At 59.2% G+C, this 24,230-nt stretch carries 19 protein-coding genes and 2 tRNA genes; 9 read left to right on the forward strand and 12 right to left on the reverse strand.

The genetic code is table 11. From position 1 onward, the window contains the following. The 3 genes from ACJ8PN_RS19680 to ttrB all read right to left on the reverse strand — a co-directional run. A partial coding sequence (locus tag ACJ8PN_RS19680) for a molybdopterin-dependent oxidoreductase (RefSeq protein ID WP_442535168.1) occupies positions 1 to 2,476 on the reverse strand: 2,476 nt, incomplete at its 3' end. Beyond that, positions 2,469 to 3,494 (reverse strand): tetrathionate reductase subunit TtrC, encoded by a 1,026-nt coding sequence (gene ttrC / locus ACJ8PN_RS19685; protein ID WP_351109426.1) that lies wholly within the window; start codon positions 3,492 to 3,494, stop codon positions 2,469 to 2,471. The genes ttrC and ACJ8PN_RS19680, both read right to left, overlap by 8 nt. Then, the gene (ttrB, locus tag ACJ8PN_RS19690) at positions 3,491 to 4,228 is read right to left on the reverse strand and encodes a tetrathionate reductase subunit TtrB (protein ID WP_351109428.1); all 738 of its coding nucleotides are present in this window, start codon (positions 4,226 to 4,228) and stop codon (positions 3,491 to 3,493) included. The genes ttrC and ttrB overlap by 4 nt, the downstream gene beginning before the upstream one ends. A gap of 229 nt (positions 4,229 to 4,457) precedes the next feature. Here ttrB and ttrS point away from each other — a divergent pair, with 229 nt between their 5' ends. The 3 genes from ttrS (at position 4,458) to ACJ8PN_RS19705 (ending at position 7,084) form a co-directional block, all read left to right on the forward strand. After that, positions 4,458 to 6,179, forward strand: coding sequence for a tetrathionate respiration histidine kinase TtrS (gene ttrS, locus ACJ8PN_RS19695; RefSeq protein ID WP_253718556.1), 1,722 nt, complete (start codon positions 4,458 to 4,460; stop codon positions 6,177 to 6,179). Then, the gene (gene ttrR, locus ACJ8PN_RS19700) at positions 6,151 to 6,750 is read left to right on the forward strand and encodes a tetrathionate respiration response regulator TtrR (RefSeq protein WP_442535169.1); all 600 of its coding nucleotides are present in this window, start codon (positions 6,151 to 6,153) and stop codon (positions 6,748 to 6,750) included. Before ttrS ends, ttrR begins: the two co-directional genes overlap by 29 nt. 91 nt (positions 6,751 to 6,841) lie before the next feature. Further along, complete coding sequence (locus ACJ8PN_RS19705) at positions 6,842 to 7,084, forward strand: DinI family protein (protein WP_033652519.1); 243 nt, start codon at positions 6,842 to 6,844, stop codon at positions 7,082 to 7,084. A gap of 187 nt (positions 7,085 to 7,271) precedes the next feature. Here the strand turns inward: ACJ8PN_RS19705 and ACJ8PN_RS19710 are convergent. The 4 genes from ACJ8PN_RS19710 to blaSPR form a co-directional block, all read right to left on the reverse strand. Then, positions 7,272 to 7,347 (reverse strand) — tRNA-Thr (locus ACJ8PN_RS19710). 6 nt (positions 7,348 to 7,353) lie between these two features. After that, a tRNA-Ser gene (locus ACJ8PN_RS19715) sits at positions 7,354 to 7,441 on the reverse strand. A gap of 157 nt (positions 7,442 to 7,598) precedes the next feature. Then, positions 7,599 to 7,928, reverse strand: coding sequence for an osmotically-inducible lipoprotein OsmE (gene osmE, locus ACJ8PN_RS19720; RefSeq protein WP_004935874.1), 330 nt, complete (start codon positions 7,926 to 7,928; stop codon positions 7,599 to 7,601). A gap of 102 nt (positions 7,929 to 8,030) precedes the next feature. Next, the gene (blaSPR, locus tag ACJ8PN_RS19725; RefSeq protein ID WP_021505933.1) at positions 8,031 to 8,930 is read right to left on the reverse strand and encodes an SPR family subclass B3 metallo-beta-lactamase; all 900 of its coding nucleotides are present in this window, start codon (positions 8,928 to 8,930) and stop codon (positions 8,031 to 8,033) included. Positions 8,931 to 9,012: 82 nt separating this feature from the next. Here blaSPR and ACJ8PN_RS19730 point away from each other — a divergent pair, with 82 nt between their 5' ends. After that, complete coding sequence (locus tag ACJ8PN_RS19730) at positions 9,013 to 9,915, forward strand: LysR family transcriptional regulator (protein WP_015378549.1); 903 nt, start codon at positions 9,013 to 9,015, stop codon at positions 9,913 to 9,915. 6 nt (positions 9,916 to 9,921) lie between these two features. Here the strand turns inward: ACJ8PN_RS19730 and ACJ8PN_RS19735 are convergent, their stop codons facing one another. After that, a complete protein-coding gene (locus ACJ8PN_RS19735; protein ID WP_171454432.1) occupies positions 9,922 to 10,389 on the reverse strand; it encodes a nuclear transport factor 2 family protein in 468 nt (155 codons plus the stop codon). Positions 10,390 to 10,494: 105 nt separating this feature from the next. On the opposite strand from ACJ8PN_RS19735, the gene ACJ8PN_RS19740 reads away from it, so the two are divergent. Then, positions 10,495 to 11,073, forward strand: coding sequence for a TetR/AcrR family transcriptional regulator (locus tag ACJ8PN_RS19740; RefSeq protein ID WP_171455089.1), 579 nt, complete (start codon positions 10,495 to 10,497; stop codon positions 11,071 to 11,073). On the opposite strand, the gene ACJ8PN_RS19745 is transcribed toward ACJ8PN_RS19740, so the two are convergent. After that, complete coding sequence (locus ACJ8PN_RS19745) at positions 11,067 to 11,483, reverse strand: VOC family protein (RefSeq protein ID WP_021505936.1); 417 nt, start codon at positions 11,481 to 11,483, stop codon at positions 11,067 to 11,069. The genes ACJ8PN_RS19740 and ACJ8PN_RS19745 overlap by 7 nt on opposite strands. A gap of 153 nt (positions 11,484 to 11,636) precedes the next feature. Further along, positions 11,637 to 12,767, reverse strand: a complete 1,131-nt coding sequence (gene ompC, locus ACJ8PN_RS19750) for a porin OmpC (protein WP_004935890.1) — start codon at positions 12,765 to 12,767, stop codon at positions 11,637 to 11,639. Positions 12,768 to 13,462: 695 nt separating this feature from the next. Here ompC and ACJ8PN_RS19755 point away from each other — a divergent pair. Genes ACJ8PN_RS19755 through rcsB form a run of 4 tightly spaced genes read left to right on the forward strand, consistent with a single transcriptional unit; the run spans position 13,463 to position 18,445 of the window. After that, entirely contained in the window at positions 13,463 to 13,870 is a 408-nt protein-coding gene (locus ACJ8PN_RS19755; RefSeq protein WP_015378553.1) for a DUF4186 domain-containing protein, read from the forward strand. A 54-nt stretch (positions 13,871 to 13,924) separates the two neighbouring features. Then, positions 13,925 to 15,079 (forward strand): MFS transporter, encoded by a 1,155-nt coding sequence (locus ACJ8PN_RS19760; RefSeq protein WP_031300733.1) that lies wholly within the window; start codon positions 13,925 to 13,927, stop codon positions 15,077 to 15,079. Positions 15,080 to 15,099: 20 nt separating this feature from the next. After that, entirely contained in the window at positions 15,100 to 17,802 is a 2,703-nt protein-coding gene (gene rcsD, locus ACJ8PN_RS19765; protein WP_171454434.1) for a phosphotransferase RcsD, read from the forward strand. Continuing rightward, positions 17,795 to 18,445 carry a response regulator transcription factor RcsB gene (gene rcsB, locus ACJ8PN_RS19770; RefSeq protein WP_004935900.1) on the forward strand — a complete coding sequence of 217 codons (651 nt, stop codon included), beginning with the start codon at positions 17,795 to 17,797 and terminating at the stop codon, positions 18,443 to 18,445. Before rcsD ends, rcsB begins: the two co-directional genes overlap by 8 nt. A gap of 61 nt (positions 18,446 to 18,506) precedes the next feature. Here the strand turns inward: rcsB and rcsC are convergent, their stop codons facing one another. Together rcsC and gyrA are read right to left on the reverse strand one after the other, a co-directional pair. Further along, positions 18,507 to 21,368 (reverse strand): two-component system sensor histidine kinase RcsC, encoded by a 2,862-nt coding sequence (gene rcsC / locus ACJ8PN_RS19775; protein ID WP_171454435.1) that lies wholly within the window; start codon positions 21,366 to 21,368, stop codon positions 18,507 to 18,509. 166 nt (positions 21,369 to 21,534) lie between these two features. Further along, positions 21,535 to 24,177 (reverse strand): DNA topoisomerase (ATP-hydrolyzing) subunit A, encoded by a 2,643-nt coding sequence (gene gyrA / locus ACJ8PN_RS19780; protein ID WP_004935906.1) that lies wholly within the window; start codon positions 24,175 to 24,177, stop codon positions 21,535 to 21,537. Positions 24,178 to 24,230: the final 53 nt, after the last annotated feature.

Consider the following 24,230-nt stretch of genomic DNA (forward strand, 5'->3'; position numbering starts at 1 on the left):
TGCCCACGCTGCCGTCGCGGCGGCCGCTGTCGTGATCGGCGAAGCGGCCGCCGCGGCTGTAGATAAACGCCACGCGGTCGATCTCGTCGGCGCGCAGCGTCTGCGCCAGCTGCGGCAGCAAGCGATCGACACCGCTCAGCGCCAGTTCGTCCGCCCTCGCGGCCGGCACCGGCGCCTTGCCGGCAAACGCCACGTTGGCAGCGGCGCGCAGATAATAATCCTCGGCACGGTTGAGCGGCAGCAGCCCGCCCTGGCCGTCGCCGAGAGCGCGATCGCCGAACCCCGGCAATGCCAGGCGTTTGGCGATGGCAATGCAAAACGCTTCCATGGAAATCGGCTGCCCTTGCGCCGTTTGCACAGTCGCCGGCGTCACTATCGGCCAGCGCGCGGTGGTGGTCTTACTGGCGACGCCGCCCCAGGGGGCGCTGAATCCCCAACTCTCAAAATTATGGGTGTCAGGGACGATATAGTCGGCCAGCGCCGTCGTTTCGTTGATAAACGCATCGATAGCGATAAACAGCGGCAAACGCGCCGGATCTTTCAGCCGCTCCTCCGCCACGCCGCGCAACCCGGCGATACCGTACAAGGGATTGGTCATGTTCGAGATCCAGGCTTTCAGCCCGTAGGGGTACCCCGCCAACGCCGAGGTCAGCAGCTCGGTCAACTGCCCGGCGACGAACGGATACCAGGGCGCTTTAGCCGGCCAGGGCGAAACGCCCGCCGCCACTTTTTCGCGGTATTCGTCGGAGGTTTCATAGGTGGCCTTGCTGCGCGCGATATTCAGCCCTTTCGGTTTTACCAGGCCAGGAAACTCGACCAGGTTATAGCGCGGCCCCTCGGCGAAGCCGTTGAATTTACCGCCGCCGACGAACACGCCCCCCGCCAGGCTCAGGTTGCCGATCAGCACGTTAAGCATCATCACCGCCCAGGTATTGTAAAACCCGTTCGCCGCCATCATCCCGCCATGGGCGATCACTGCCGCCTTGCGCCCATGGGCGGTAAAGACCTCGGCCAGTGCCGCGATGCGTGCCACCGGCACGCCGCATTGCCGGCTGTACGCCTCCGGCGACAGCTTGTCGGCGGCCTCTTTCAAACACTGGAAGCCGCTTTTCACCTCCACCTGCGCGCCATCGTGCAGCGTCACCGTACGGGTTACCCACAGCTCGGCGCTGTCGCACGTCTCGGCCGCCACCAGCTCACCCGCGCCGTTGACCACCAGCGGCGACGCCGACCCGGCGCCGTTGAGATCGGCCAGCGTCAGATGCTGCCCCGCCCGCGGATGCTCGCTCTCGGCGATCACCAGATGCGTGGCATTGGTCCAGCTCTTCTCGCCGGCGCGTTGCATGGCGGCCTCCGACGGGATGGCGAGATAATCGGCCTGATAACGCCGGTGGTCGAGGATCCAACGGATCATCGCCATCGCCAGCGCCGAGTCGGTACCCGGCAATATCGGGACCCAATGGCCATGATCGTCCGCCAACGTGGTGGTCAGCGGCAGCGCCGGCGCCACTACCGCATAACGGAATTCGCTGCGCAATCTGGCGCTGGCCAATTGCCGGGCCTGGCGCTTGAACGGGTTGCCGGACTGCGCCGGCGAGGTCCCCATAAACAGCGCGAATTCGACCTGTTCCCAGTCCGGTTTCACGTGCGGGTTCTTGTCCAGATCGTTCATCAACGCGCCGGAACCGGCACGGTAGGCCAGCCCGCAGTAGGCGCCGTGCGCGCCGAAGTTTTTGCTGCCGAAACTGTTCTGGGCGAAGCGCCGCAGGAAGCTATCGCGCCCGTCGTCACCGGCGTTGGTCACCAATAGCTGGTTGGCTTTCGGCCCCAGCCCCGGCCGTCGGGCATCGATCGGCGTCTCCAGATCGCGGATCGCCCGCAGACCGTCCACATGCCCCTCGCCGAACAGATTACCTCCCTCCACCACTTCGGCGATCAACTGCTCAAAGCTGATGCGCTGCCACTTGCCCTCGCCGCGTTTGCCGACGCGCTTCATCGGCTCCAGCACGCGCAGCGGGCTGTAAAGCCCCTCCAGCAGCGTGGCGCCACGTGCGCAGGCGGTGGAACGGGCATCAAGGCCGCTTTCGCCGCCCAACTGCGCCAACGCGTCTTGCAGCGGCAACGCAGAGTCGACGTGCCGTTCCTGAGACAGTGGATGATAAGGGTTGCCGGCAATGCGCAATACCCGGTCGGTCTGCCTGTCCACCCGAACCCGCACGCCGCATTGCGTCCAGCAGCCGAAACACTGGGTCATCGAGATGGCCTGCTGCGGATTGCCTTGCCATTCCGGCATTGCCCGTCCTTCGGGCGGCAGGGAGTTGCCGTTGATGCGATCCAGAGTCACCCGCCCTGAGGTGCCATGAATCAAGCCGTCGATCGCCCGTTTGGCGACTTCACGATAGCTCAGGCCGAAAGCGGACAATCCGCCGAAGGCCAGGCCCACTTTCAACCACTGACGCCGGGTGAGTTTAGCCATGTTGTTTTCTCCGCAGTAAAAACGCCTGTGCCTCACGCACCATGATCATTAACGCCAGCCACAAGCCGAAGGTACCGACGATCGCCAGCAAACCGTCGGTGCCGAGCGGCAGGCTATAAGAGGAGTTAGACGCGCTGTATTTCGGGATGGTTTGTACTTCGATCAACAGCGTCCAGCGCATCAGCCAGCTCAGCCCTAGTGCGCCGGCCACCAGCAGCGGCGCACCGCCGCGCGGCAAGCGCCGATAGCCGGCCCAGGCGGCGCACGCCAGCGTCAGCCCCCATAGCGCAATCCATCCTGCGGCATACCGGCGCGCCATCGCCTGCGTCTGCAGCCAGTGGCGTACCGCCGCGCCGGATAACGTATCGCCGCATACCCACAGCAGGATCGCCCCGCCGAGCAGCAGTAACGTCAGCAGCATCCCGCGCGCCAGCGGCGCCTGCAGACCGGGCCGGTCGCGCATCGCCAGCAGCAGCAAAGCCAAGAGCGCCTGCAGCGCGCTGAGGAACATCACGATCGGAAACCCGTAGCTGAACCAAATTGGGCGGGCGCGCACGATGGAAACCTCTCGCCCGGTGTACAACAGCAGGCCGATAGCCACCAGCGCGCAGGCGGGCGCTATCCCACGCAGCAGCGCAACCGGTCTGCCCGTCAGCCGCGTAAATTCAATCGCGATAAACCACAGGCCGATCAGCAGGGTAAACAGCGGCAAGAACAGCGCGCCCCACGGCATCCACGACCAGGGCGTCGGGTAGGCGTAGAAATGCCAGAAGCGGGCGGTTTGATGCAGGTCGGCGGTCAACGCCAGCGGCGCGGTAATGGCGCACGTCAGCCCGATAAACAGCGCCATGCGCTCCAGATGCGCGGCGTTATCTCCACCGCGCCAGCGCCACACGCAGGCCAGCAGCGCGGCGCAGGCGGCAATGCCGATAAAGAAGAAATATTGTACGGCCCACGGCAGCCAGCTCACCGCCTGCGGCTGGCTCAGCACTTCTGCGATCATCAGTTGGCGGCTCATCGTCTTTCTCCCCATAAGGCGACCTGCGCCCGCCCCGGCAGCGGCGTGACGAAGGCGTCATCCAGCCCCAGATAGAACACGTGGGGCGCGGTTTGGTTCTCCGGCTTGAGGACTTTTATCTCGGCCTCGTGGCACCGCAGCAGCTTGCTCAGCGTGCTGTGCGGATCGCGCATATCGCCGATGATCCGCGCCCCTCCCACGCACGACTCCACGCATGCCGGCAACAATCCCGCCTCCAGCCGGTGCACGCAAAAGGTGCATTTGTCCGCCGTTTGGGTCGTGTGATTGATAAAACGGGCATCGTATGGGCAAGCTTGCACGCAATAGGCGCAACCCACGCAGCGTTTGTTGTCGACCACCACGATCCCGTCCTCGCGCTGAAAGGTGGCCTGCACCGGACATACCGGCACGCAGGGCGGGTTGTCGCAGTGGTTGCACAACCTGGGCAACAGCACGTTGGTCGCGGCGGCTTCCCCTTCGAGGCTGACCTGATACTGGTTTACCGTGGTGCGAAACTCACCGTGCGGCGTCTGGTTTTCAATGGCGCAGCTCACGGTACAAGCCTGGCACCCTACGCAGCGCCGCAGGTCGATCAGCATCGCGTAACGGCGGCTCGCATCCCCCTCGCGCCGCGTCGGTGCTAACGTCAGCCCGGCCTCCGCCACGGAGATCAGCGAAGCCCCTGCCGTCAACACGCCCAGCCGCTGTAAAAACTGCCGTTTACCGAAATCCATGCGCCTCTCCCACGTCCTGGGCATCACCCCGATCACGCTATTGATGCCCGTTAGATGAATAAACAATGTCGATGATTTACAGTGTAAAAATGACATTGGGCTCAGCTCTATTGTGGTTAACCACATACCGAACCTAACGTTGATCTAAAACAAGTGACGGCAGGCAGATTGCCCATCAGGAGGGGCCGTGAGGGTCGTGTTATTACTGCTGCTCAGTCTCGGCTGGGGGATGGCGGCACAGGCGGGCGAGTGGTCGGTCGGCGTGCTGGCGATGCGCGGCGATGCGGCGACCGCGCGTGACTGGCAGCCGCTGATCGACAGGCTCAACGGCAGCGTCGGCGGTGAGCGCTTTCGCCTGCAGCCGCTCGATCTGGCGCAGATGCGCGAAGCGGTCAATCGGGGCAGCGTGCAGTTCGTGGTCACTAATCCGGCGCAGTTCGTGCAGTTGAACAGCCACTATCATCTGCGCTGGCTGGCGTCGTTGCGCGCCGCCAACGGCGATCGGGCAACGGGCAACATCATCGGCAGCGTGATTTTGGTGCGGCGCGACAGCGGCATAACGACGCCGCAGGCGCTGATGGGCAAAACGGTGGGCGCCATCGCGCCGCAGGCCTTCGGCGGCTATCTGACCGGCTATAAGGCGCTCAGCGATGCCGGTATGCGGCCCGAGCGCGATTTTCACCTGCGCTTTACCGGTTTCCCTGCCGACGCCCTGCTCTATCTGTTGCGCGAGCGCGCCATTCAGGCCGCCATCGTTCCCGTCTGTCTGCTGGAGAAAATGGGTCGGGAAGGCTTGATCAACCCGGCGGATTTTCGCCCGCTGTTGCAACGGCCCACATCGGTGCCCTGCGTCACCAGCACGCCGCTTTATCCCAACTGGTCGTTCGCCGCCCTGCCCGGTCTGGATAACTCACTGGTGGATGCGGTGGCAAGAGCCTTGCTGACCGCACCGCCGCAGTCTCCCTTTCAGTGGGGCGCACCGGCCTCGACTAGCGCAGTGGAAGCGCTGCTGCGCGCCGTCAATCAGCACCCGGAACAGCGGCGCCTGTGGCTGGATATCAAGAGCTGGCTGATCCAGCATCAGACGGCCGTCAGCCTGTCGCTGGCGGTGCTGGCGCTGTTGATCGTCAACCATATCTGGATCGCGCTGCTGGTGCGCCGGCGTGGGCGACAGCTGCTCCATGCCGGAGAACAACTGCGCCGTCAGGAGCAGGCGCTGGAGAACGCCAGGCAGTTGAACGTGCTGGGAGAGATGGCCTCCGGCTTTGCGCATGAGCTCAACCAGCCGCTGGCAGCCATTCGCCACTATGCGCAAGGGTGCCTGATCCAACTGCGCAAAACGGACGCCGGGCACCCGCTGCTGACGCCGCTGGAAAATATTGATCGGCAGGCGCAGCGCGGCGGCGAGACGATTCATAACCTGCGCCAGTGGGTGCAGCCCCCCACCGAGACGGTAGACAAGGCGAGCTGGCGCCCCATCGCGGTGAACGAAACCGCCGAGCGGGTGTGGGCACTGCTGCGCCTGACGCAGCGCTATCCCGACCTGAAACTGTTCAACAACGTGGCGCCTTCGCTGACGCTAACCCTGCCACCGGCGCTGCTGGAACAGCTGCTGGCGAACCTGCTGCTGAATGCGGCGCAGGCCGGCGCCAACGCCGTCTGGCTTTCTGCCGACGAGCACGAACGGGCGCTCGATGTGCGTTTGCAGGACAACGCGGGCGGGATGAGCGCGGCCGGGCTGGAGCAGGCTTTCCGCCCCTTCAACACCACCAAGGCCGGCGGCATGGGGCTGGGGTTGGCCATTTGCCGCCGCCTGGCCCGGTATGGCGGCGGCGAGATCCAACTGGCTAACCGCCCCGCCCCCGACAGCCGCAATGGGCTATGCGTCACCCTGCATTTCATATTTAACGATGAGGAAAACCATGTCGCTAATTCATCTGGTGGACGATGACGTCGCCGTCACCGACGCCTGCTATTTTTTACTGACCAGCCTCGGCCACGACGTGCAATGCTGGAATGACAGCACCGACTTTTTGGCACAGGCCAACCTGTTTCAGACCGGGATCATCTTGCTGGACATGAGGATGCCGAAACTCGATGGGCACCAGGCCTACGCTGAGCTGCGCCGCCTCGGCAGCACGCTGGCGGTGGTGTTCCTGTCCGGCCATGGCGACGTGCCGATGGCGGTGGAGCAGATGAAGTACGGCGCGGTGGACTTCCTGCAAAAACCGATCGCCGCTGAACCGCTGATCGCCGCCCTCGAACGGGCGCGGCAGGTCTCGGCCAAAGCCTGGCGACGCCATGAAACTTGCGGCCGCTACCGCACGCTCACGCCGAAAGAACGCGACATCGCGCAGCTGGTGGTGCGAGGCATGATGAACAGGGAAATGGCGGAGCGGTTGAATATCGCCCTGCGCACCGTAGAGGTTCACCGGGCGAAAGTGATGGAGAAAATGCAAGCCGCCAGCCTGGCGGAATTAGTGATTCAGTTGCAGAGGTTACCGCGCGCCGCGCAAGAATGATCGCATCATGCAAAATTCCGCCCCCCCTCTTGCCAACCGGCCTTCCTCAGGCCAGAATACTGTACATTAAATCAGTATTTACAGGTGAGTCATGTTTGTAGAATTGGTGTACGACAAACGCAACGTCGCTGGGCTGCCCAACGCCGCCGAGATTATTCGCAGCGAGCTGGAAAAACGCGTGCATGCGCTGTTCCCGGAGGCGGAAGTGCGCGTGAAACCGATGCAGGCCAACGGCCTGAATTCCGACGCCAGCAAAAGCGATCGCGAAAAGCTGAACCGGATGTTGGAAGAGATGTTCGAAGAAGCGGATCAGTGGCTGGTCACTGATATATAAACCCAACCTGATGGCTGGGCTCCTCAACCGGCTATTTTACCGCCAGAATACAGCAAACGCTCGGCCCTTGATTAATGGGCTTGACGCGGTGCCTCCCCCATCCGGTTATCGGTTGGTTAGTGTGCACTTTTCCAGCGCATATATACCATAACAAAAAGCCCCAGCATCGCTGCTGGGGCCTCTGTCATGGTGCCGGCTACCGGAATCGAACTGGTGACCTACTGATTACAAGTCAGTTGCTCTACCTACTGAGCTAAGCCGGCTGAATTTGGCGGAAGGACAGAGATTCGAACTCTGGGAGCTGTTACACTCGACGGTTTTCAAGACCGTTGCCTTAAACCACTCGGCCATCCTTCCAATGGGCGCTGATATTAGCGATACCGTTATGAAATGTCTATCATTTTGATGCAAAAAAATGGCATGGGCGGTGCAGTTGCCTAAACTTCAGGCCTTAAACGCTTAAAAAATGAAAAGCCCCGCAAAAGCGAGGCTTTTATGTTCGGCTGAAACGCGATTACTTCGGCTGCGAATCGTAGTCGGAACAGGTTTGATAGCCCTTGTTCATGACATGGCCCGTGTCGTTGTAGCTGACAAAGTACGTTTGCACTTTGCCATCGCGCGGCGCGACCGCATAGGTATCGCAAGTGCCTTGCGCATGAATCAGCGTGGCAGACGTCGACGGCGGACCGGCAATCGCCCGCACCTGCTGCTTGGTCATCCCTACTTTGACATCGCTGACCACCGGCTCATTGACATAGCTGGTTGCGCGGTCATAGGCGGTGCAGCCGGCAAGAATGGAAAATACCGCGGCAGTGCCGACGGCCAAAACCAACTTCTTCGTCATAGCTTGTCCTCTTGGAGTACGTTTGTTGTCCCCTAAGTCTAGAAGTGGAAAGGCTTTTCTACAAATTCCCATTTGTCGATCGGTGCGGTTTACGCTCGTCGATCAGCGTTTGACGTTTTCCTGTCGTTTCAGCTGCTCTTCAAACCCCTGCTGTGACTCCTGCACGTAACGCTGCAGCCCTGCGGGATCGATAAATGCCTGCGTATCGCCGGCCTGCAAACGCCGCCATTTGTCGGCTAAAGCGAAACGCGTCCCTTTATTGGCGATAAATATATCCGCCTGCACCCGTGCCAAACGGGCGAAACTGCCGCGAATGTCCTCAATCAGCTGCGGATAGTTTTTGTTGCCGATCAGGTAGTAATCCGGTGTAGCCAGGCTGTCAGCATAGATAAAGCGATACGGCTTGCCGTTATGCCGTAGCGTGGTCAACCACGACGTCGCGCCCGGCAGATGCCCCGGCGTCATCATCGCGGTCAGCGTCAGGCCGCCAAGGGTGATGCTGTCGCCATCGGCAACCACAATATCCGTTTGCACGGCCGGGAAAGTGAGCGAATCCCCCAACGCGAAATCCTGCCGTCCACCTAACGCCAACTGCCGCGCATTGGCCGCGCTGGCCACCAGCCTCGCGCCGCTCCAGCGTTTCAGCTGCGCAATGCCGCCGGCCTGATCGAGCCTTGCATGGCTGTTCAGGATATATTTCAGATCCTTAATGCTAAACCCCAGCCGTTCGATATTCGCTTTGATGCCCGGCGCACTGCTCTCCAACCCCGCATCGATCAAAATCAATCCCTGCGGCGTGCTCAACAATACCGACGACAGGTTGCTCGTGCCGACATAATACACCTGCTCAAAGATCTGGAACGGCGCTATCGGCTGCGCCCACTCTTCAAACAGAGAGTATGGCGGAGCGCTAGACAACGGCTGCGCCGGGTCTAACTTCGCCTGCGTGGAGAAGCTCAAGGAAAAGGCCATCGCCATCAGATAATGCATGCTTTTTTTCATTTTTCTCTTCTGTCTGTGTCAACCGGGCAGGAGTATACTCGGCCTGACATTGAACAGTATTCAATTAAAAAAAGGACAATTGATGAATATTCTACAAATGGACATGAATCTGCTGAAAGTGCTGTATCTGCTGATGGTAACGGGTTCCAGCCGTAAAACCGCTGAGCGGCTGGGCATCAGCACCTCCGCCGTCAGTCATGCGCTGGCTCGCCTGCGGGAAGTGTTGGATGACCCGCTGTTTCGCCGAGAAGGACATCGCCAGGTTCCCACCCTGTTTGCACTGTCGTTGAAAGACAAGTTGGCGCCGCTGTTCTCCTCGCTGGACAGTGAAATGTTCGGCCAACAACCGCAGGCGCCGCGTCGCTTCACGCTGGTGGCGCCCCCCGCTCTGCACCCTATTCTGTTGCCTTTGCTGGCGGAAAAGGGCGCCGCTTGCCATGCCGATATTCACTGCCAAAACTTTGAACGACGCGCCTGGCGCGAAGAGCTGCTTGAGGGGAGCGTCGATCTGGTGCTGGCGGTGGGCGATCATCAACAACGCACCAGCGCACTGCATTATGAAGCGCTTGGGCGCACTCGCCTGATTGCGCTGTATGGCCCGCCGCTATACCCAGTCCTGCAAGATAAACGCGCGCTGGCCTTCAGCGAACTGGCGGATTACGCGCACTATTATTGCCATCCGTGGCCACAAACGGAAAACGAGCTGGATCGGCAGCTTGAGCGCCAGGGGTTGCACCGCCGCATTGCCCTGAACTGCGCCGACTACGCACAACTTCCGCCGGTGCTGCGCCGCGCGCCGTTGCTGGCGGTAGTGCCTCAACCATGGTTTACCGCCCAGCCCGACAAGCACGGGTTAAGCGCGCTGCCGATTAGCGATAACCTGGCTATCGGTCACCTTTTTTCTCAATACCGAAAAGGCGAGCCGGAGTGGCGAAAGCGGCTGATTTCCGCCATCCACGCCGAGCTGCGACACTACTACCGCTAAGTAGGATCAGAAACCGAAATCGCTCAGCGCCGGGACATCGTCCGGGCGCCGACCGAGCGGCCAATGAAAACGCCGATCCTGTTCGCGAATCGGCATGTCGTTGATGCAGGCATGGCGGTTAATCATCAATCCATCCTGATTAAACTCCCAGTTTTCATTGCCAAAGCTGCGATACCAGTTGCCGGAATCATCGCGCCACTCATAGGCGAAACGCACCGCGATGCGCGCGCCGTCAAACGCCCACAGTTCCTTAATCAGCCGATACTCCAGCTCTTTCACCCACTTGCGTTGCAAAAATGCGACCACCGCCGCGCGGCCGTCGACAAACTCCGCGCGATTACGCCAATGGGTATCGAGAGAATAGACCTGCGACACCCGCTCAGGATCGCGGCTGTTCCAGGCATCCTCCGCCAACCGCACTTTTTCGCTGGCCGATTCACGGGTGAAAGGCGGCAATGGGGGTTTAATGCTCATGATCATCTCCTGCGTAATAATGTAGACAACTCTGTCTACATTATTACGCTAGCGCACGTAGACAGAGTTGTCTACAATCACTCGAAAATAGCCTGGGAGAAAATGATGACCGCCGATCGCAATACCTTACCCGCCCGCCAGCGCATCCTGTTGACGGCTCACGATCTGTTTTATCAGGAAGGGATCCGCGCCACCGGCATCGATCGCATCATCAAAGAATCAGGTGTCACTAAAGTGACGTTTTACCGCCACTTTCCCAGCAAGAACGATTTGATTACGGCGTTTTTGGCCTATCGCCACCAGCAGTGGCTCACCTGGTTCAGCACAGCGCTGGATCGCCATGTGGCACAAACCGGCGGGTTGCTGCCGGCGCTGGCGCCCTGCCTGGCGGAATGGTTCGACGATCCGCGCTTTCGCGGCTGCGCGTTTATCAATACGGCGGTGGAAATCGCCGATCTGCTGCCGGAAAGCCTGCAAATCGCCGGTCTGCATAAACGGCAAATGGCGGATGAACTGGCACGTCACCTGCCCGCCGGCCCACAGCGGGAACAGCGGGCGGCAATGCTGGCGATGCTGATCGACGGCGCCATCGTCAGAGTGCAGATAGAGCGGCAACCACAGGCCGCGCTGCAGGTGCTGAATGCCGCGTTGGACATGTTGGCGCAAGGCGGGTTCGATCAGTAATTAGCCCAAATGCCCGGCGTCACCAGTTCCAACAGATGGGCGTCGGGATCGCGAAAATAAATGCTCTCTCCGCCGTGTTCCCAGCGCATCCGCCCCTCAATCTCCACGCCGTTGGCCACCAGATGCCGTTCCCAGTGCGGCAACTGCTCTTTCGCCACCGCCAGCCCGATATGCGCCGGCCCCACGCCATCGTGCGCAGGAATAAACCCGGTCGGATAGTGCGCCCCGCGCAGCGAATCACCTTCGATAAACAACAATAGTACGCTCCGATCGCCGACGTTGTAGGCGCGAAACCGTTCGTTGGCGGCCATCGTCGGCAGCTTCAGCACCTCCTGGTAAAAAGCGTCCGCGCGTTCAATATCGCTGACGTACAGCACCGTTTCTATCACCCTGTCGATCTTGAGTTCCATAATAGCCTCCGCTCTGTTTTCCGTTCTGACAGCGTAGGTCGAACGGAGGCGAGCCGAAGCGCTTCCCGAGCCGACAACGGATCAATCCGTGCTTTTTACCAGCAAAAAAAAACGCGGCCCGAAGGCCGCGCTGTGTGATTCACACGCTGGTGCTTAGAACTGGTAAACCAGGCCCACGGCAACCACGTTGTCGGTGTTGATGCCGGCAGCGTCGGTGAAATCGTTGTTGTCCACCAGGTTGATTTTGTAATCAACATAGGTAGACATGTTTTTGTTGAAGAAGTAGGTCGCACCCAGGTCGACGAATTTGACCAGGTCTTGATCGCCGTAGTCCTTGCCGTTGCCGGCGCGGCCCAGGTCTTTACCTTTGGTCTGGTTATAGCCCACGAACGGACGCAGACCGAAGTCGAACTGGTAGTGCGCATAGGCTTCGAAGCTCTGCGCCTTATTGGCGTAGCCGTAAACGCTGCTGTCGGAGCTGCCGAAACGCGCCGCGTTATAGGACTGGGTGAACATCACCGCCAGGTAGACATCGTTGGCGTCATATTTCAGACCGCCGGAGTAACCTTCGGCCTTGTCGCCGCGGCCCATGATGTTCTGGTGACCGTTAGCGCCGTTCTGCTCGCTGGTGCGGCGAGAGTTGAAGAAGGCGCCCGCGGCGCTGATGCCGTAGCCCATGTCATAGCTCATGGACATGCCGTAGCCTTCGCCGTTTTGGCCCAGAACGTCACGACCGTTGTTGGTCTCTTCGCCGTTGCCGTTTTTACCCTGGTACTGCAGGGCGAAGTTCAGGCCGTCAACCAGACCGAAGAAGTCGTTGTTACGGTAGGTCGCCAGGCCGCTGGAACGCTGGAACATGAACTGGTCGGCGCCGTAGGTCATACCGTCGAACTCGGGCTGCAAGTCGGTATACGCCGCGACGTCGTACAGCACGCCGGTGTTACGGCCGTAGTCGAAGGAGCCGTAGTCGCCGAATTTCAGACCGGCGAAGCCGTAACGGGTGAAGTTCTTGTTGTCCTGGCTTTCAGCGTGGTTCAGGTTCGCCTGATATTCCCACTGGCCGTAACCGGTCAGCTGATCGCTGATTTGCGTTTCGCCGCGCAGGCCAAAACGCATATAAGACTGATCGCCGTCCACGCCGTTGTTGCTGGAGAAATAGTGAAGCCCGTTTACTTTACCGTACAAATCCAGTTTATTACCGTCTTTGTTGTAGATTTCCGCCGCGCCTGCTGTGCCTGCAACCAGCAGTGCGGGTACCATCAGAGAGAGTACTCGAAGTTTCATCGTTATTATCCTCGTTAATTATGTCGAGCTACGGCCACTGCCCTTTTCGAGCATTATTAGCACGACTGTGCATTACCATTCTGGTAACAAGGGTTATATTAATCCAGAAAGAAAATGATACCAAGTATCCGATAGTGTTTCATTGTAATTAATAAAGGTTTCAAAATGTAAATACGCGCGAACTTTCACAAAACATTACAGACAAACAAAATAAAGCACTTAAAGATAAAAAATAGACTAATTGATAAAAAATCATGTAGTTATACATATCTTTAAGAAAAAAAAGCCAACCATACAATTGAGCGAGACAATAAGCACATTGTGCCAAAACGCGAACCACACGCAGCCGCTATAATCACCTCGCTATCATCATTATTTTCATTATTACCTTCATTATCCGAAGATAATTTCTGCATTCCTTTAACCGGCTTCTGGCCGGTTTTTTATTTTCCTCCCTACTCTCCTCACAATTTCAGCCCGTACAAATAGCACGCAAATAAATAACCTAATGATATAGTTTCATTAATTTAATTTCGCACTAATTGCTAATCTTTTTCCTTATTTTAGCCTACAAATTGAACTTGCTTTTCATTTCGTGCTTTATCTCATCGATTATTTCCCGCCGCAGGCACAATTAGCCGCAGAGATTCAGTTCTGGTAATCTGAAAAAAGCGCACCTTCAGCGAGTAAAATTCATGATGCCCTTTCAACCCGACGTGCTGTGGCGGCGGCTGCAAAGTTCCCCCTTCCGCGCTCGCTTCCGTTTAAATGCCAAGGACCAGACTTATCTCGAGGGTAAGGGATTGCCGCTGATCCTCAGCCATGCCCGCGATTTTATCGACCGCCGCCTGGCCGCCGCCCATCCTAAAAACGACGGCAAGCAGACCCCGATGCGTGGCCACCCGGTGTTCGTCGCCCAGCACGCCACTGCCACCTGCTGCCGCGGCTGTCTGGAAAAGTGGCACGGCATACCGCAGGGCGTCGCACTGGACGAACAGCAAAAGGACTATATTGTCCAGGCTATCGCGCTGTGGCTGGTGCGCAGAGGCGGTGCCAGGGATGTGTCAGGCACGAATATTTTCGACCCGGATCGCGGATTGTGATAAAAACTGTCAGTAACTTTCACCATTCTTTTGACCCAAGATCCTGACGCTTACATGACAGCCACCTTGTGCAATGAACAGCAAACGCCCGGCGTTCCTCAACAGATCGCCACCCGTCTGGCCTTTTTCGTCGCCGGTCTCGGCATGGCCGCCTGGGCGCCGCTGGTTCCCTTCGCCAAAGCGCGCATCGGTATCGATGACGGCTCGCTCGGCCTGTTGCTGCTCTGTATCGGCGCCGGCTCCATGTTGGCGATGCCGCTGACCGGTTTCCTGACCGGCAAACTGGGTTGCCGTGCGGTGATCCTGATGGCCGGGCTCGGGTTGTGCATCGATCTGCCGCTGTTGGCGCTGATGGACTCCCTCGGCGGCATGGCCGCGGCGCTGCTGCTGTTCGGCGCGGCGATCGGCATGATCGACGTAGCGATGAACGTGCAGGCGGTGATCGTCGAACGCGCCAGCGGCAAGGCGATGATGTCCGGTTTTCACGGTTTCTTCAGCATCGGCGGCATTGCCGGCGCCGGCGGCGTCAGCGCGCTGCTGTGGCTGGGGCTGACGCCGCTGCAATCCACCCTGCTCACCGTGCTGGCGGTGATCGCGCTGCTGACGCTGGCCAGCCGCCATCTGCTGCGTGAGAGCGGCGCCGATGACGGCGGGCCGATGTTCGTCTTGCCGCGCGGCTGGGTGATGTTCATCGGCATTCTGTGCTTTATCATGTTTTTGGCGGAAGGATCGATGCTCGACTGGAGCGCGCTGTTTCTCACCACATTGCGCGGCGTCGAACACAGCCAGGCCGGTCTGGGCTATGCGCTGTTTTCCATCACCATGACGCTCGGCCGGCTCAATGGCGATCGGGTGGTGAACTCGCTGGGCCGCTACCGGGTGCTGCTGCTGGGCAGCCTGTGTGCCGCTCTCGGCCTGAGCCTGGCCATCGCCTTCAATCACGCTACCGTTTCGCTGGTCGGTTTCATGCTGGTCGGCCTGGGCGCCTCGAACGTCGTGCCGATCCTGTTCAGCGCCGCAGGCAACCAGCGCGACATGCCGGCCAACTTGGCGATCGCCTCCGTCACCACCGTCGGCTATGCCGGTATTCTGGCCGGCCCGGCGCTGATCGGCTTCATCGCTCAGTTTTCCAGCCTGACGGTGGCCTTCGCTTGCGTAGCCGCTCTGCTGTTGGCGGTGGCCGCCAGCGCCAGGGCCGTCACTCGCTGATTCAGGAATACGCAGCCACTATGCAAAATAAACAATTGACCATAAGCTCCAGCAATATTACCCGCTGCTTCCTGCTGTTTATCGTGCTGCTGACGATCGGCATCGGCCTGTATGGCTACAACTACACCAACGCCTGGCTGGCGGAAAAGAAGTACACGCTGAACAGCATCGCCGGTTCGCTGCAAAAGCGTATCGATGCCTACCGCTATATGACCTATCAGGTCTATGACAAGTTCGGCAATGCGCCGGCGCAGAATGTCGATCCCGGTTTGCAGGAAACCCGCCTGCGGCCCGATGTCTATTATGTCGAGAAACCGCACAAGAAAACCGACGCGGTGATCTTCGGCAGCCATGACGAAAACACGCTGGCGATGATCGCCAACATCTCGGACTACCTGGACACCCGCTGGGGCGCCAAGACCGAGAACTACGCCATGTATTACCTCAATGGTCAGGACAATAGCCTCAGCCTGATCACCACCCAGCCGCTCAAAGAGCTGGCTTCGCGCTTTCGGGAAAGCTACCTGACCACCTCGGCGGATGAACGCCGCGCCGAGATGCTGCAACAGGCCAATATGCTCGACGAACGCGAGAGCTTTTCAGACCTGCGCAAGCAGCGCTTCCAGAACGCCTATTCGTTCTCGATTCGCACCACTTTCAATCAGCCGGGGCATCTGGCGACGGTGATCGCCTTCGATTTGCCAATCAACGACATCATTCCGGCCAATCTGGCCCGCGCCAATTTCCTGCTGCTGCCGGACGATGTCGATCTCGACGATAGCGCCATCCCGGCGGAAACCGTCCTCGGTACCCATGCGACGATGAGCGGCGGCTGGGTGGAGTTCAGCGCCGCTCTGCCCAATGCGCCGCTGAAGGTGATGTATCGCGTTTCGGCCATCAATCTGGCCATCGATCTGCTGCGCAACAATATTTGGCTGATCGCAGTCAACTTGCTGCTGCTGGCGCTGTCGATGCTGAGCATCTACTTTATCCGCCGCCAGTACATTCGCCCGAGCGAAAACATGGCGGTAGAGCTGGAGGCCGAGCGCGCGCTGAATCAGGAGATCGTCTCCAGCCTGCCCTCCGGCCTGCTGGTCTACAGCTTCGCCAACAATACGGTGATCGCCAGCAACAAAATCGCCGAGCACCTGCTGCCGCACCTCAGCCTGCAAAAGATCGCCCATATGGCCGAACAGCATCACGGGGTGATCCAGGCGACGGTCAACAACGAGGTGTATGAAATCCGCATTTTTCGCAGCCAGCTGTCGCCGGACACCTACCTGTTCCTGATGCACGATCAGGATAAAGAGGTGATGGTGAACAAGCGGCTGCAGCAGGCGCGGCGCGAATACGACAAAAACGTTCAGGCACGCAAGCTGATGCTGCACAATCTTGGCATTGAGCTGAATCAGCCGGTACGCAAGATGCACGATCTGGTCGACCGTCTGCACAGCCGGCCGGATGAGGAACAACAGCAGGCGCTGCTGGGCCAGCTGACGGCGGCGTCGGCTTCGGTGCTGGAGTTGATCGATAACATCACCCTGCTGACCCGGCTGGAAACCCAGGACTGGCAACCCACGCGCGAACCGTTCAACCCGACGGCGATGATCGACGAGTTGCTGCTTGAGGCCCTGCCTGCCCTGAATCAGAAGGGGCTGGCGCTGTTCAAGCATTTCCAGCTGGACGTCGAGCAGAACTATATCGGCGACGCCAACGCGCTGCGCAAGGTGATCTCGCTGCTGGTGCATTACGCCATTATCACCACCGCCTGCGGCAAGGTTTCTCTGGTTATCGACCATGAGCCCGAGCACCCTGACCGCCTGATTTTCCAAATCAACGACACCGGCTCCGGCATCTCCAACGAAGAGATCAGCAACCTTAACTATCCGTTCCTCAGCCAGACGCTGGTGGATCGCTTCAACCACGGTTCCGGCCTCACTTTCTTCCTGTGCAATCAGCTGTGCAAGAAGCTTAACGGCCAGTTGGACATTCGCAGCAAGGTGGATATCGGCACTCGCTACACCATTCGCGTCGCCATGGAGATGGAGAAAAAAGAGCCGCAGGAGCAGGAAAAGCTGCTCGACGGCGTCACCGCCTTGCTGGACGTCACGTCGGATGAAGTGCGCGGCATTGTGACCCGTCTGCTGCAGGCCTACGGCGCCGACTGCCTCGTCGCCGAAGATCGCGCGGTCAACCGCGATTATGACGTGCTGCTGACCGATAACCCGCAGCGCGCCGATGATTACACCCTGTTGCTGGCGACCGATGAGCCGGGCTGGCAAGCGCTGGATAAACGCTACATTCGGGTGAACTATAATCTGAACGGCGCATTAATCGACGCCGTGCTAATGCTGATCGAACAGCAAATGGCCGCGCTGGAACAGGAAGAAAGCCCGCTTTCATTGAGCTCAGAAGATATCCAACTCTATGAAAAACAATTGAAATCAAGTGATTACTATGGGCTGTTTGTCGATACAGTACCCGACGATGTCAAAAAACTGTATACTGAGGCGGGCAGCAGTGATTTCAATGCGCTGTCACAAACCGCACACCGTCTGAAAGGCGTGTTTGCCATGTTAAATCTGCTTCCCGGCAAGCAGCTGTGCGAATCGTTAGAACAGCGCATCGCAGAAGGTGATGCGCCCGAGATCGAGAATAACATCAGTCAGATTGATTTTTTCGTCAGCAGACTGCTGAAGCAAGGTAGCCAACAACATGAATAACCTGAACGTAATTATTGCTGATGACCATCCTATCGTACTGTTTGGCATCCGGAAGTCACTTGAGCAAATTGAATGGGTGAATGTCGTTGGGGAGTTCGAAGACTCAACCGCACTGATCAACAATCTGTCCAAGCTGGACGCCAACGTGCTGATCACCGATCTGTCGATGCCGGGTGACAAATATGGCGACGGCATCACGCTGATTAAATACATCAAGCGTCATTATCCGCAGTTGTCGATCATCGTGCTGACCATGAACAACAACCCGGCGATCCTGAGCGCGGTACTGGATCTGGATATCGAAGGCATCGTGCTGAAACAAGGCGCGCCGACCGATCTGCCGAAGGCGCTGGCCGCCCTGCAAAAAGGCAAGAAGTTCACGCCGGAAAGCGTCTCCAAACTGCTGGAGAAGATCAGCGCCAGCGGCTATGGCGACAAACGCCTGTCGCCGAAAGAGAGTGAAGTGCTGCGTCTGTTCGCCGAAGGTTTCCTGGTGACCGAAATCGCCAAGAAACTCAACCGCAGCATCAAAACCATCAGCAGCCAGAAGAAATCGGCGATGATGAAGCTGGGCGTCGAGAACGACATCGCCCTGCTCAACTACCTCTCGTCCGTCAGCATGACGCCGTTGGACAAAGACTAAAGCCCGCCTCACGGCAGGTTAACGCCAAACAGGCACGGCATCCGCCGTGCCTGTTTGCTTTTCAGGCCTCGCTGCGGTTGTAGCGTACCTGCTGGCTGTAATAAGCCAATGTCTGCTCCAGCGTCTCCAGCGTAACCGGCTTCGACAGGCAATTATCCATGCCCGCTTCGAGGCAGCGCTGCTTCTCCTCCGCCAACGCGTTCGCCGTCACGCCGATCACCGGCGCGCTGAACTGCATCTGCCGCAAGGTCTGCGTCAGACGATAGCCGTCCATGTTCGGCATATTGACGTCGGTCAGCACAATATCGACGTGGTGCTGTTTCAGCACGCCGAGCGCGTCGACGCCGTCGTTGGCGGTCACCACCTGATACCCCAGCGACCCCAGCTGATCGGACAGCAGGCGACGGTTGATCGGATGATCGTCAACCACCAGCAGATAAATATCGCCGTTGTCCGCCGCACTGGCCTTGGCGGGCACCGGCAGCTGTACCAGCGCCTCTGCCGCGCCGTTGCCGACGCCGAACAACCGGTTGATTAAGGTCAGCGTTTCACGCGGCGTAGAGGTGCTGTGCATCCAATAGCCCGGCCGGGTTTCCTGCGATGGACCGATATGTTCGGTGGAGAACTGGATCTGAGCCAGCAGCGGCGTGTTCAGCATCAGCGGGTAATCGCTGAGCATCACCTCGCCGGCGGCGGTATCCTGCCCGTCATAGCGCTGGATATCGGCGCCGTAGCCGCCCAGAATCGCCATCAGGTAACTTTCCAGGCGCTGATTGCGGATATCCAGCCACAGCCGCCGGCCCTGCCAGGTATCGCTGGCCTGCGGGATTGGGAACTGGGCGTTAAACAATGGAATGCGAATGCTGAACAAGCTGCCCAGCCCCGGTTCGGACTCGACGGAGACGTCGCCGTCCATCAGGTTGACCAACTTCTCGCAGATCGCCAGCCCCAAACCGGTGCCCTGGAAGTGGCGCTGCACGCCGGTGCCCACCTGGAAGAACGGATCGAACAGGCGCGAGATTTCCTTCTCCGGGATACCGACGCCGGTATCGCGCACGCTGAACTCCAGGTAACTGCCACGGGTGCAAACCTGCAGCACGATACAGCCGGTATCGGTGAACTTGATGGCGTTGTTCACCAGGTTGGAGAGCACCTGCTGCAGCCGCACCGGATCGCCGAAAATGCGCTCCGGCACGTTCTGTTCGATAAAGCAGTACAGCCCCAGACGTTTCTTCACCACCAGCGGCAAATAGTTCCCGGCGATATGGGTGATCACCTCCAGGCAGGAGAACTCGCGCGGTTCGATCTTCAGCTGCTCGGACTCGATTTTGGAGAAATCGAGAATATCGCTGATGATTTTCAGCAGCAGGCCGGAAGAGTTATTCATCGCGTTGACCAGCCGATCGACCCCTTGCGGCAGCGCCTTGGTCTGCAGCAAATCGAGGTTGCCGATAATGCCGTACAGCGGCGTGCGCAACTCATGGCTGACGGTGGCCAGGAACATCGATTTGGACTGGCTGGCCTGCTCCGCCGCCGCCGCCATCTCCTGCAGCGACTCTTCCATCTTCACGCGCGCGCTGACGTCCACCAGTACGCAGATCGCCACTTCTTCGTTGCGGTAGCGCGAGTGGACAAAGCTGATCTGCAGGTTGTTATTGTTGCTGGTCATCACATCGACGAAATTCGCCTGCTGTTCGCAAATGATGCGCGTAATGCGATCGCGATCTTCGTGGGTCAACAGGTTGATGTAGTTATGCGCCAGTTCGTTACTCAGGATATTGGTGCCGTCGCTGATACGCAGGATGCAGATGCCCACCGGCGCCGAGGCGACAATCTTGCGGTTGAACTGCTCGTGTTCTTCCAGACGGAAGGCGTTCTCCTCCGCCGGCAAGAACATCTTGCGTTCAAACAGCCAGGCCAGCGTGAACAGCACGATAGCCGATAACAGGTTCAGCAACAGCGCGTTGAGGATCAGCATCTTGAAGCGTTCCACCACGCTTTTAACCGGCAGCGCATAAACGATGCTCAATGACGAAGGCGGCAACGCTTTCTTCAGGATCAGGTCGCGGTAATTGTCGACATAGCCGAAGTAGGCATGATCTGCGGGATAGTGGTTCAGTGAGGCGGCATAGCGATCGCCGTCCGCCAGGCGCAGCACCGGCTCGTTATTCTCATCCAGCAGCGTGACGCCGATCGGCAGGCTGCCGGCGGTGACGAAATCTTCCAGCCGGACGGTTTGCTCGATGCCCAGCAGCGCCTCCAGCTTATTACCGATATAGAGAGGCGTCAGCACATACAGATAACCGATGTCGGGCCGCTGCGCGCTGGGGCTGATCCAATACAGGTTGTTGTCTTTGTCCAGATTCTTGGCGTTGCGGTATTTCAGAATGCGCTCATGCAGGGACTTCAGCACGTTTTCCCGATTGGCGCTCGCGTTGCCGCCGCCGAATTCCGCCATGCACAGGCTGTCGCCGCCGATGAAGAACACCCGGTTAAGATCGTAGGCCGCCACGAAGTTCTCTTTCCAGTACTGGATCAGGCCGCTCAGCGAATCGAGCGAACTGCGGTAGGTGGTGCTCAGCGCGCAGTTGGACTCCGGGTACAGCGGAAAGAATTGCGGCGGGCTGCCTTTGCCGGGAAACACGCCGCTGAACATGTCCAGGCTGCTGACCGAACCGTTGAGGCGATTCTCCGCCATATACTTGATGTCGCGGATGATGTCGGCGGAGTGACGGATGTAGCCCTGCGCCTGATCGAAGCTGAGGTTGTACTCCTGGCGGATGTCAGATTCTTTCTGATGCAGGATATTCAGAATATAAAAGGTGGTGAGCAGCGCCCCCAACGACCACAGCAAAATCGCCAGCACCCGGAACAAATAGCGGGATATTTTCAGCGTAGTTCGAAAAGAGGCTAAGTATTTCAATCGGATACCATACGAAAGTCAGTGACGGCGCGCGTTGTCGCCGGCGCGGCGGCCGGCGGCTCGGTGCGCCAATTAAACCATATAACTGAAAAAGGGCCTAGCATCGCTGCCAGGCCCTTCTGTCTCAGTGCATTACGGTGTCGGCATGCCGACGCCCTCACCTTGCTTAAACGTTGTCGTCGTCCATCGGCTCAGCCGCGTCGTCGCCATCGTCCAGCGGCGTGGTGTCTTCTTCCACCGCTTCCGCGCCCGGTTCCAGGCTGTCCAGCTCTTCGTCTTCCACCGGTTCGGCCACGCGCTGCAGACCGACGACGTTTTCGTCTTCCGCCGTGCGGATCAGCGTCACGCCCTGGGTGTTACGACCGACCACGCTGACTTCCGAAACGCGGGTACGCACCAGCGTGCCGGCATCAGTGATCATCATGATCTGATCGCTGGTTTCCACCTGCACGGCGCCGACCACCTGGCCGTTACGCTCGCTCACCTTGATGGAGATAACCCCCTGAGTGGCGCGTGACTTGGTCGGATACTCGGTCACCGCGGTGCGTTTACCGAAGCCGTTTTGCGTCACGGTCAGGATGTCACCCTCGCCGCGCGGCACGATCAGTGAGATCACGCTGTCGCCTTCGCCGAGGTTGATGCCGCGCACGCCGGTCGCGGTACGGCCCATCGAACGCACCTGCGTTTCCGGGAAGCGCACCACTTTACCGTTGGCGGAGAACAACATCACTTCGTTGCTGCCGTCGGTCAGATCGACACCGATCAGCTCGTCGCCCTCGTTGAGGTTGACGGCGATGATGCCGGCGCTGCGTGGGCGGCTGAACTCGGTCAGCGCAGTTTTCTTCACGGTACCGCTGGCGGTGGCCATGAACACGTGGCGCCCTTCTTCATACTCGCGCACCGGCAGAATGGCGGTGATACGCTCATCGGCTTCCAGCGGCAGCAGGTTGACGATTGGGCGACCGCGCGCGCCACGGCTGGCTTCAGGCAGTTGGTACACCTTCATCCAATACAGGCGGCCACGGCTGGAGAAGCACAGGATCGTATCGTGGGTGTTGGCCACCAGCAGGCGATCGATAAAGTCTTCTTCTTTAATACGCGCGGCGGACTTGCCTTTGCCGCCGCGGCGCTGCGCTTCATAGTCGGACAGCGGCTGATACTTCACGTAGCCCTGGTGAGACAGGGTCACCACCACGTCTTCCTGGTTGATCAGGTCTTCGATGTTGATGTCGGAAGTATTGGCGGTGATCTCGGTGCGGCGGCCGTCGTTGTACAGCTCTTTGACCGCCACCAGCTCTTCGCGGATCACTTCCATCAGGCGCTCTGGGCTTTCCAGAATAAAGATCAGCTCGGCGATAAAGTTGAGCAGTTCTTTATATTCGTCCAGCAGCTTCTCGTGCTCCAGGCCGGTCAGTTTCTGCAGGCGCAGATCCAGAATCGCCTGAGCCTGCTGCTCGGTCAGGTAGTATTTGCCGTCGCGGATGCCGAACTCCGGCTCCAGCCACTCAGGGCGAGCGGCGTCGTCACCGGCGCGTTCCAGCATGGCGCTGACGTTGCCCAGATCCCACGGCTGCGCCACCAGCGCGACTTTCGCTTCCGCCGGGGTCGGCGCACGGCGAATCAGCTCGATGATCGGATCGATGTTGGCGAGCGCGATGGCCAGCGCTTCCAGGATATGGGCGCGGTCACGGGCCTTGCGCAGTTCGAAGATGGTGCGGCGGGTGACCACTTCGCGGCGGTGGCGCACGAAGGCTTCGAGGATGTCTTTCAGGTTCAGCAGTTTAGGCTGCCCCTGATGCAGCGCGACCATGTTGATGCCGAAGGTGACCTGCAGTTGCGTCAGCGCATACAGGTTGTTCAGCACCACTTCGCCGACCGCGTCGCGTTTGACTTCGATCACGATGCGCATGCCGTCTTTATCGGACTCGTCGCGCAGCGCGCTGATGCCTTCCACGCGTTTTTCTTTCACCAGCTCGGCGATCTTCTCGATCAGACGCGCCTTGTTCACCTGATACGGGATTTCGTGAACGATGATGGTTTCGCGCCCGGTCTTGGCGTCGGCTTCCACTTCCGCGCGCGCGCGCAGGTAGACTTTGCCGCGCCCGGTGCGGTAGGCCTCTTCAATGCCACGGCGGCCGTTGATGATCGCCGCCGTCGGGAAGTCCGGCCCCGGGATGTGTTCCATCAGCCCTTCGATGCTGATGTTTTCATCGTCGATATAGGCCAGGCAGCCGTTGACGACTTCCGCCAGGTTGTGCGGCGGAATATTGGTGGCCATGCCCACGGCGATGCCCGACGAGCCGTTGACCAGCAGGTTCGGGATCTTGGTCGGCATGACGGCCGGGATCTGCTCGGTGCCATCATAGTTAGGCACGAAGTCGACGGTTTCTTTTTCCAGATCCGCCAACAGTTCGTGAGCAATCTTGGACATGCGCACTTCGGTATAACGCATCGCCGCCGCGGAGTCGCCGTCGACGGAACCGAAGTTACCCTGGCCGTCCACCAGCATGTAGCGCAGTGAAAACGGCTGAGCCATACGCACGATAGTGTCGTAAACCGCGCTGTCACCGTGCGGGTGATATTTACCGATCACGTCCCCGACGACACGGGCCGATTTCTTGTATGGTTTATTCCAGTCGTTACCCAATACGCTCATCGCGTACAGAACGCGGCGGTGAACCGGCTTCAGTCCATCACGAACATCTGGCAGCGCACGTCCGACAATAACGGACATCGCATAGTCCAGATACGAGTTTTTCAACTCGTCTTCGATGTTTACCGGTGTGATTTCTCTGGCAAGGTCGCTCATGGAGCTGCTATCCCTCTACTAATGATTCATCTGCCCGCTGCCATAGTGGCAAA

Origin of the sequence: Serratia sp. CY76391 (genome assembly GCF_052166695.1) — a bacterium.
GTDB classification, from domain to species: Bacteria; Pseudomonadota; Gammaproteobacteria; order Enterobacterales; family Enterobacteriaceae; genus Serratia; species Serratia nematodiphila.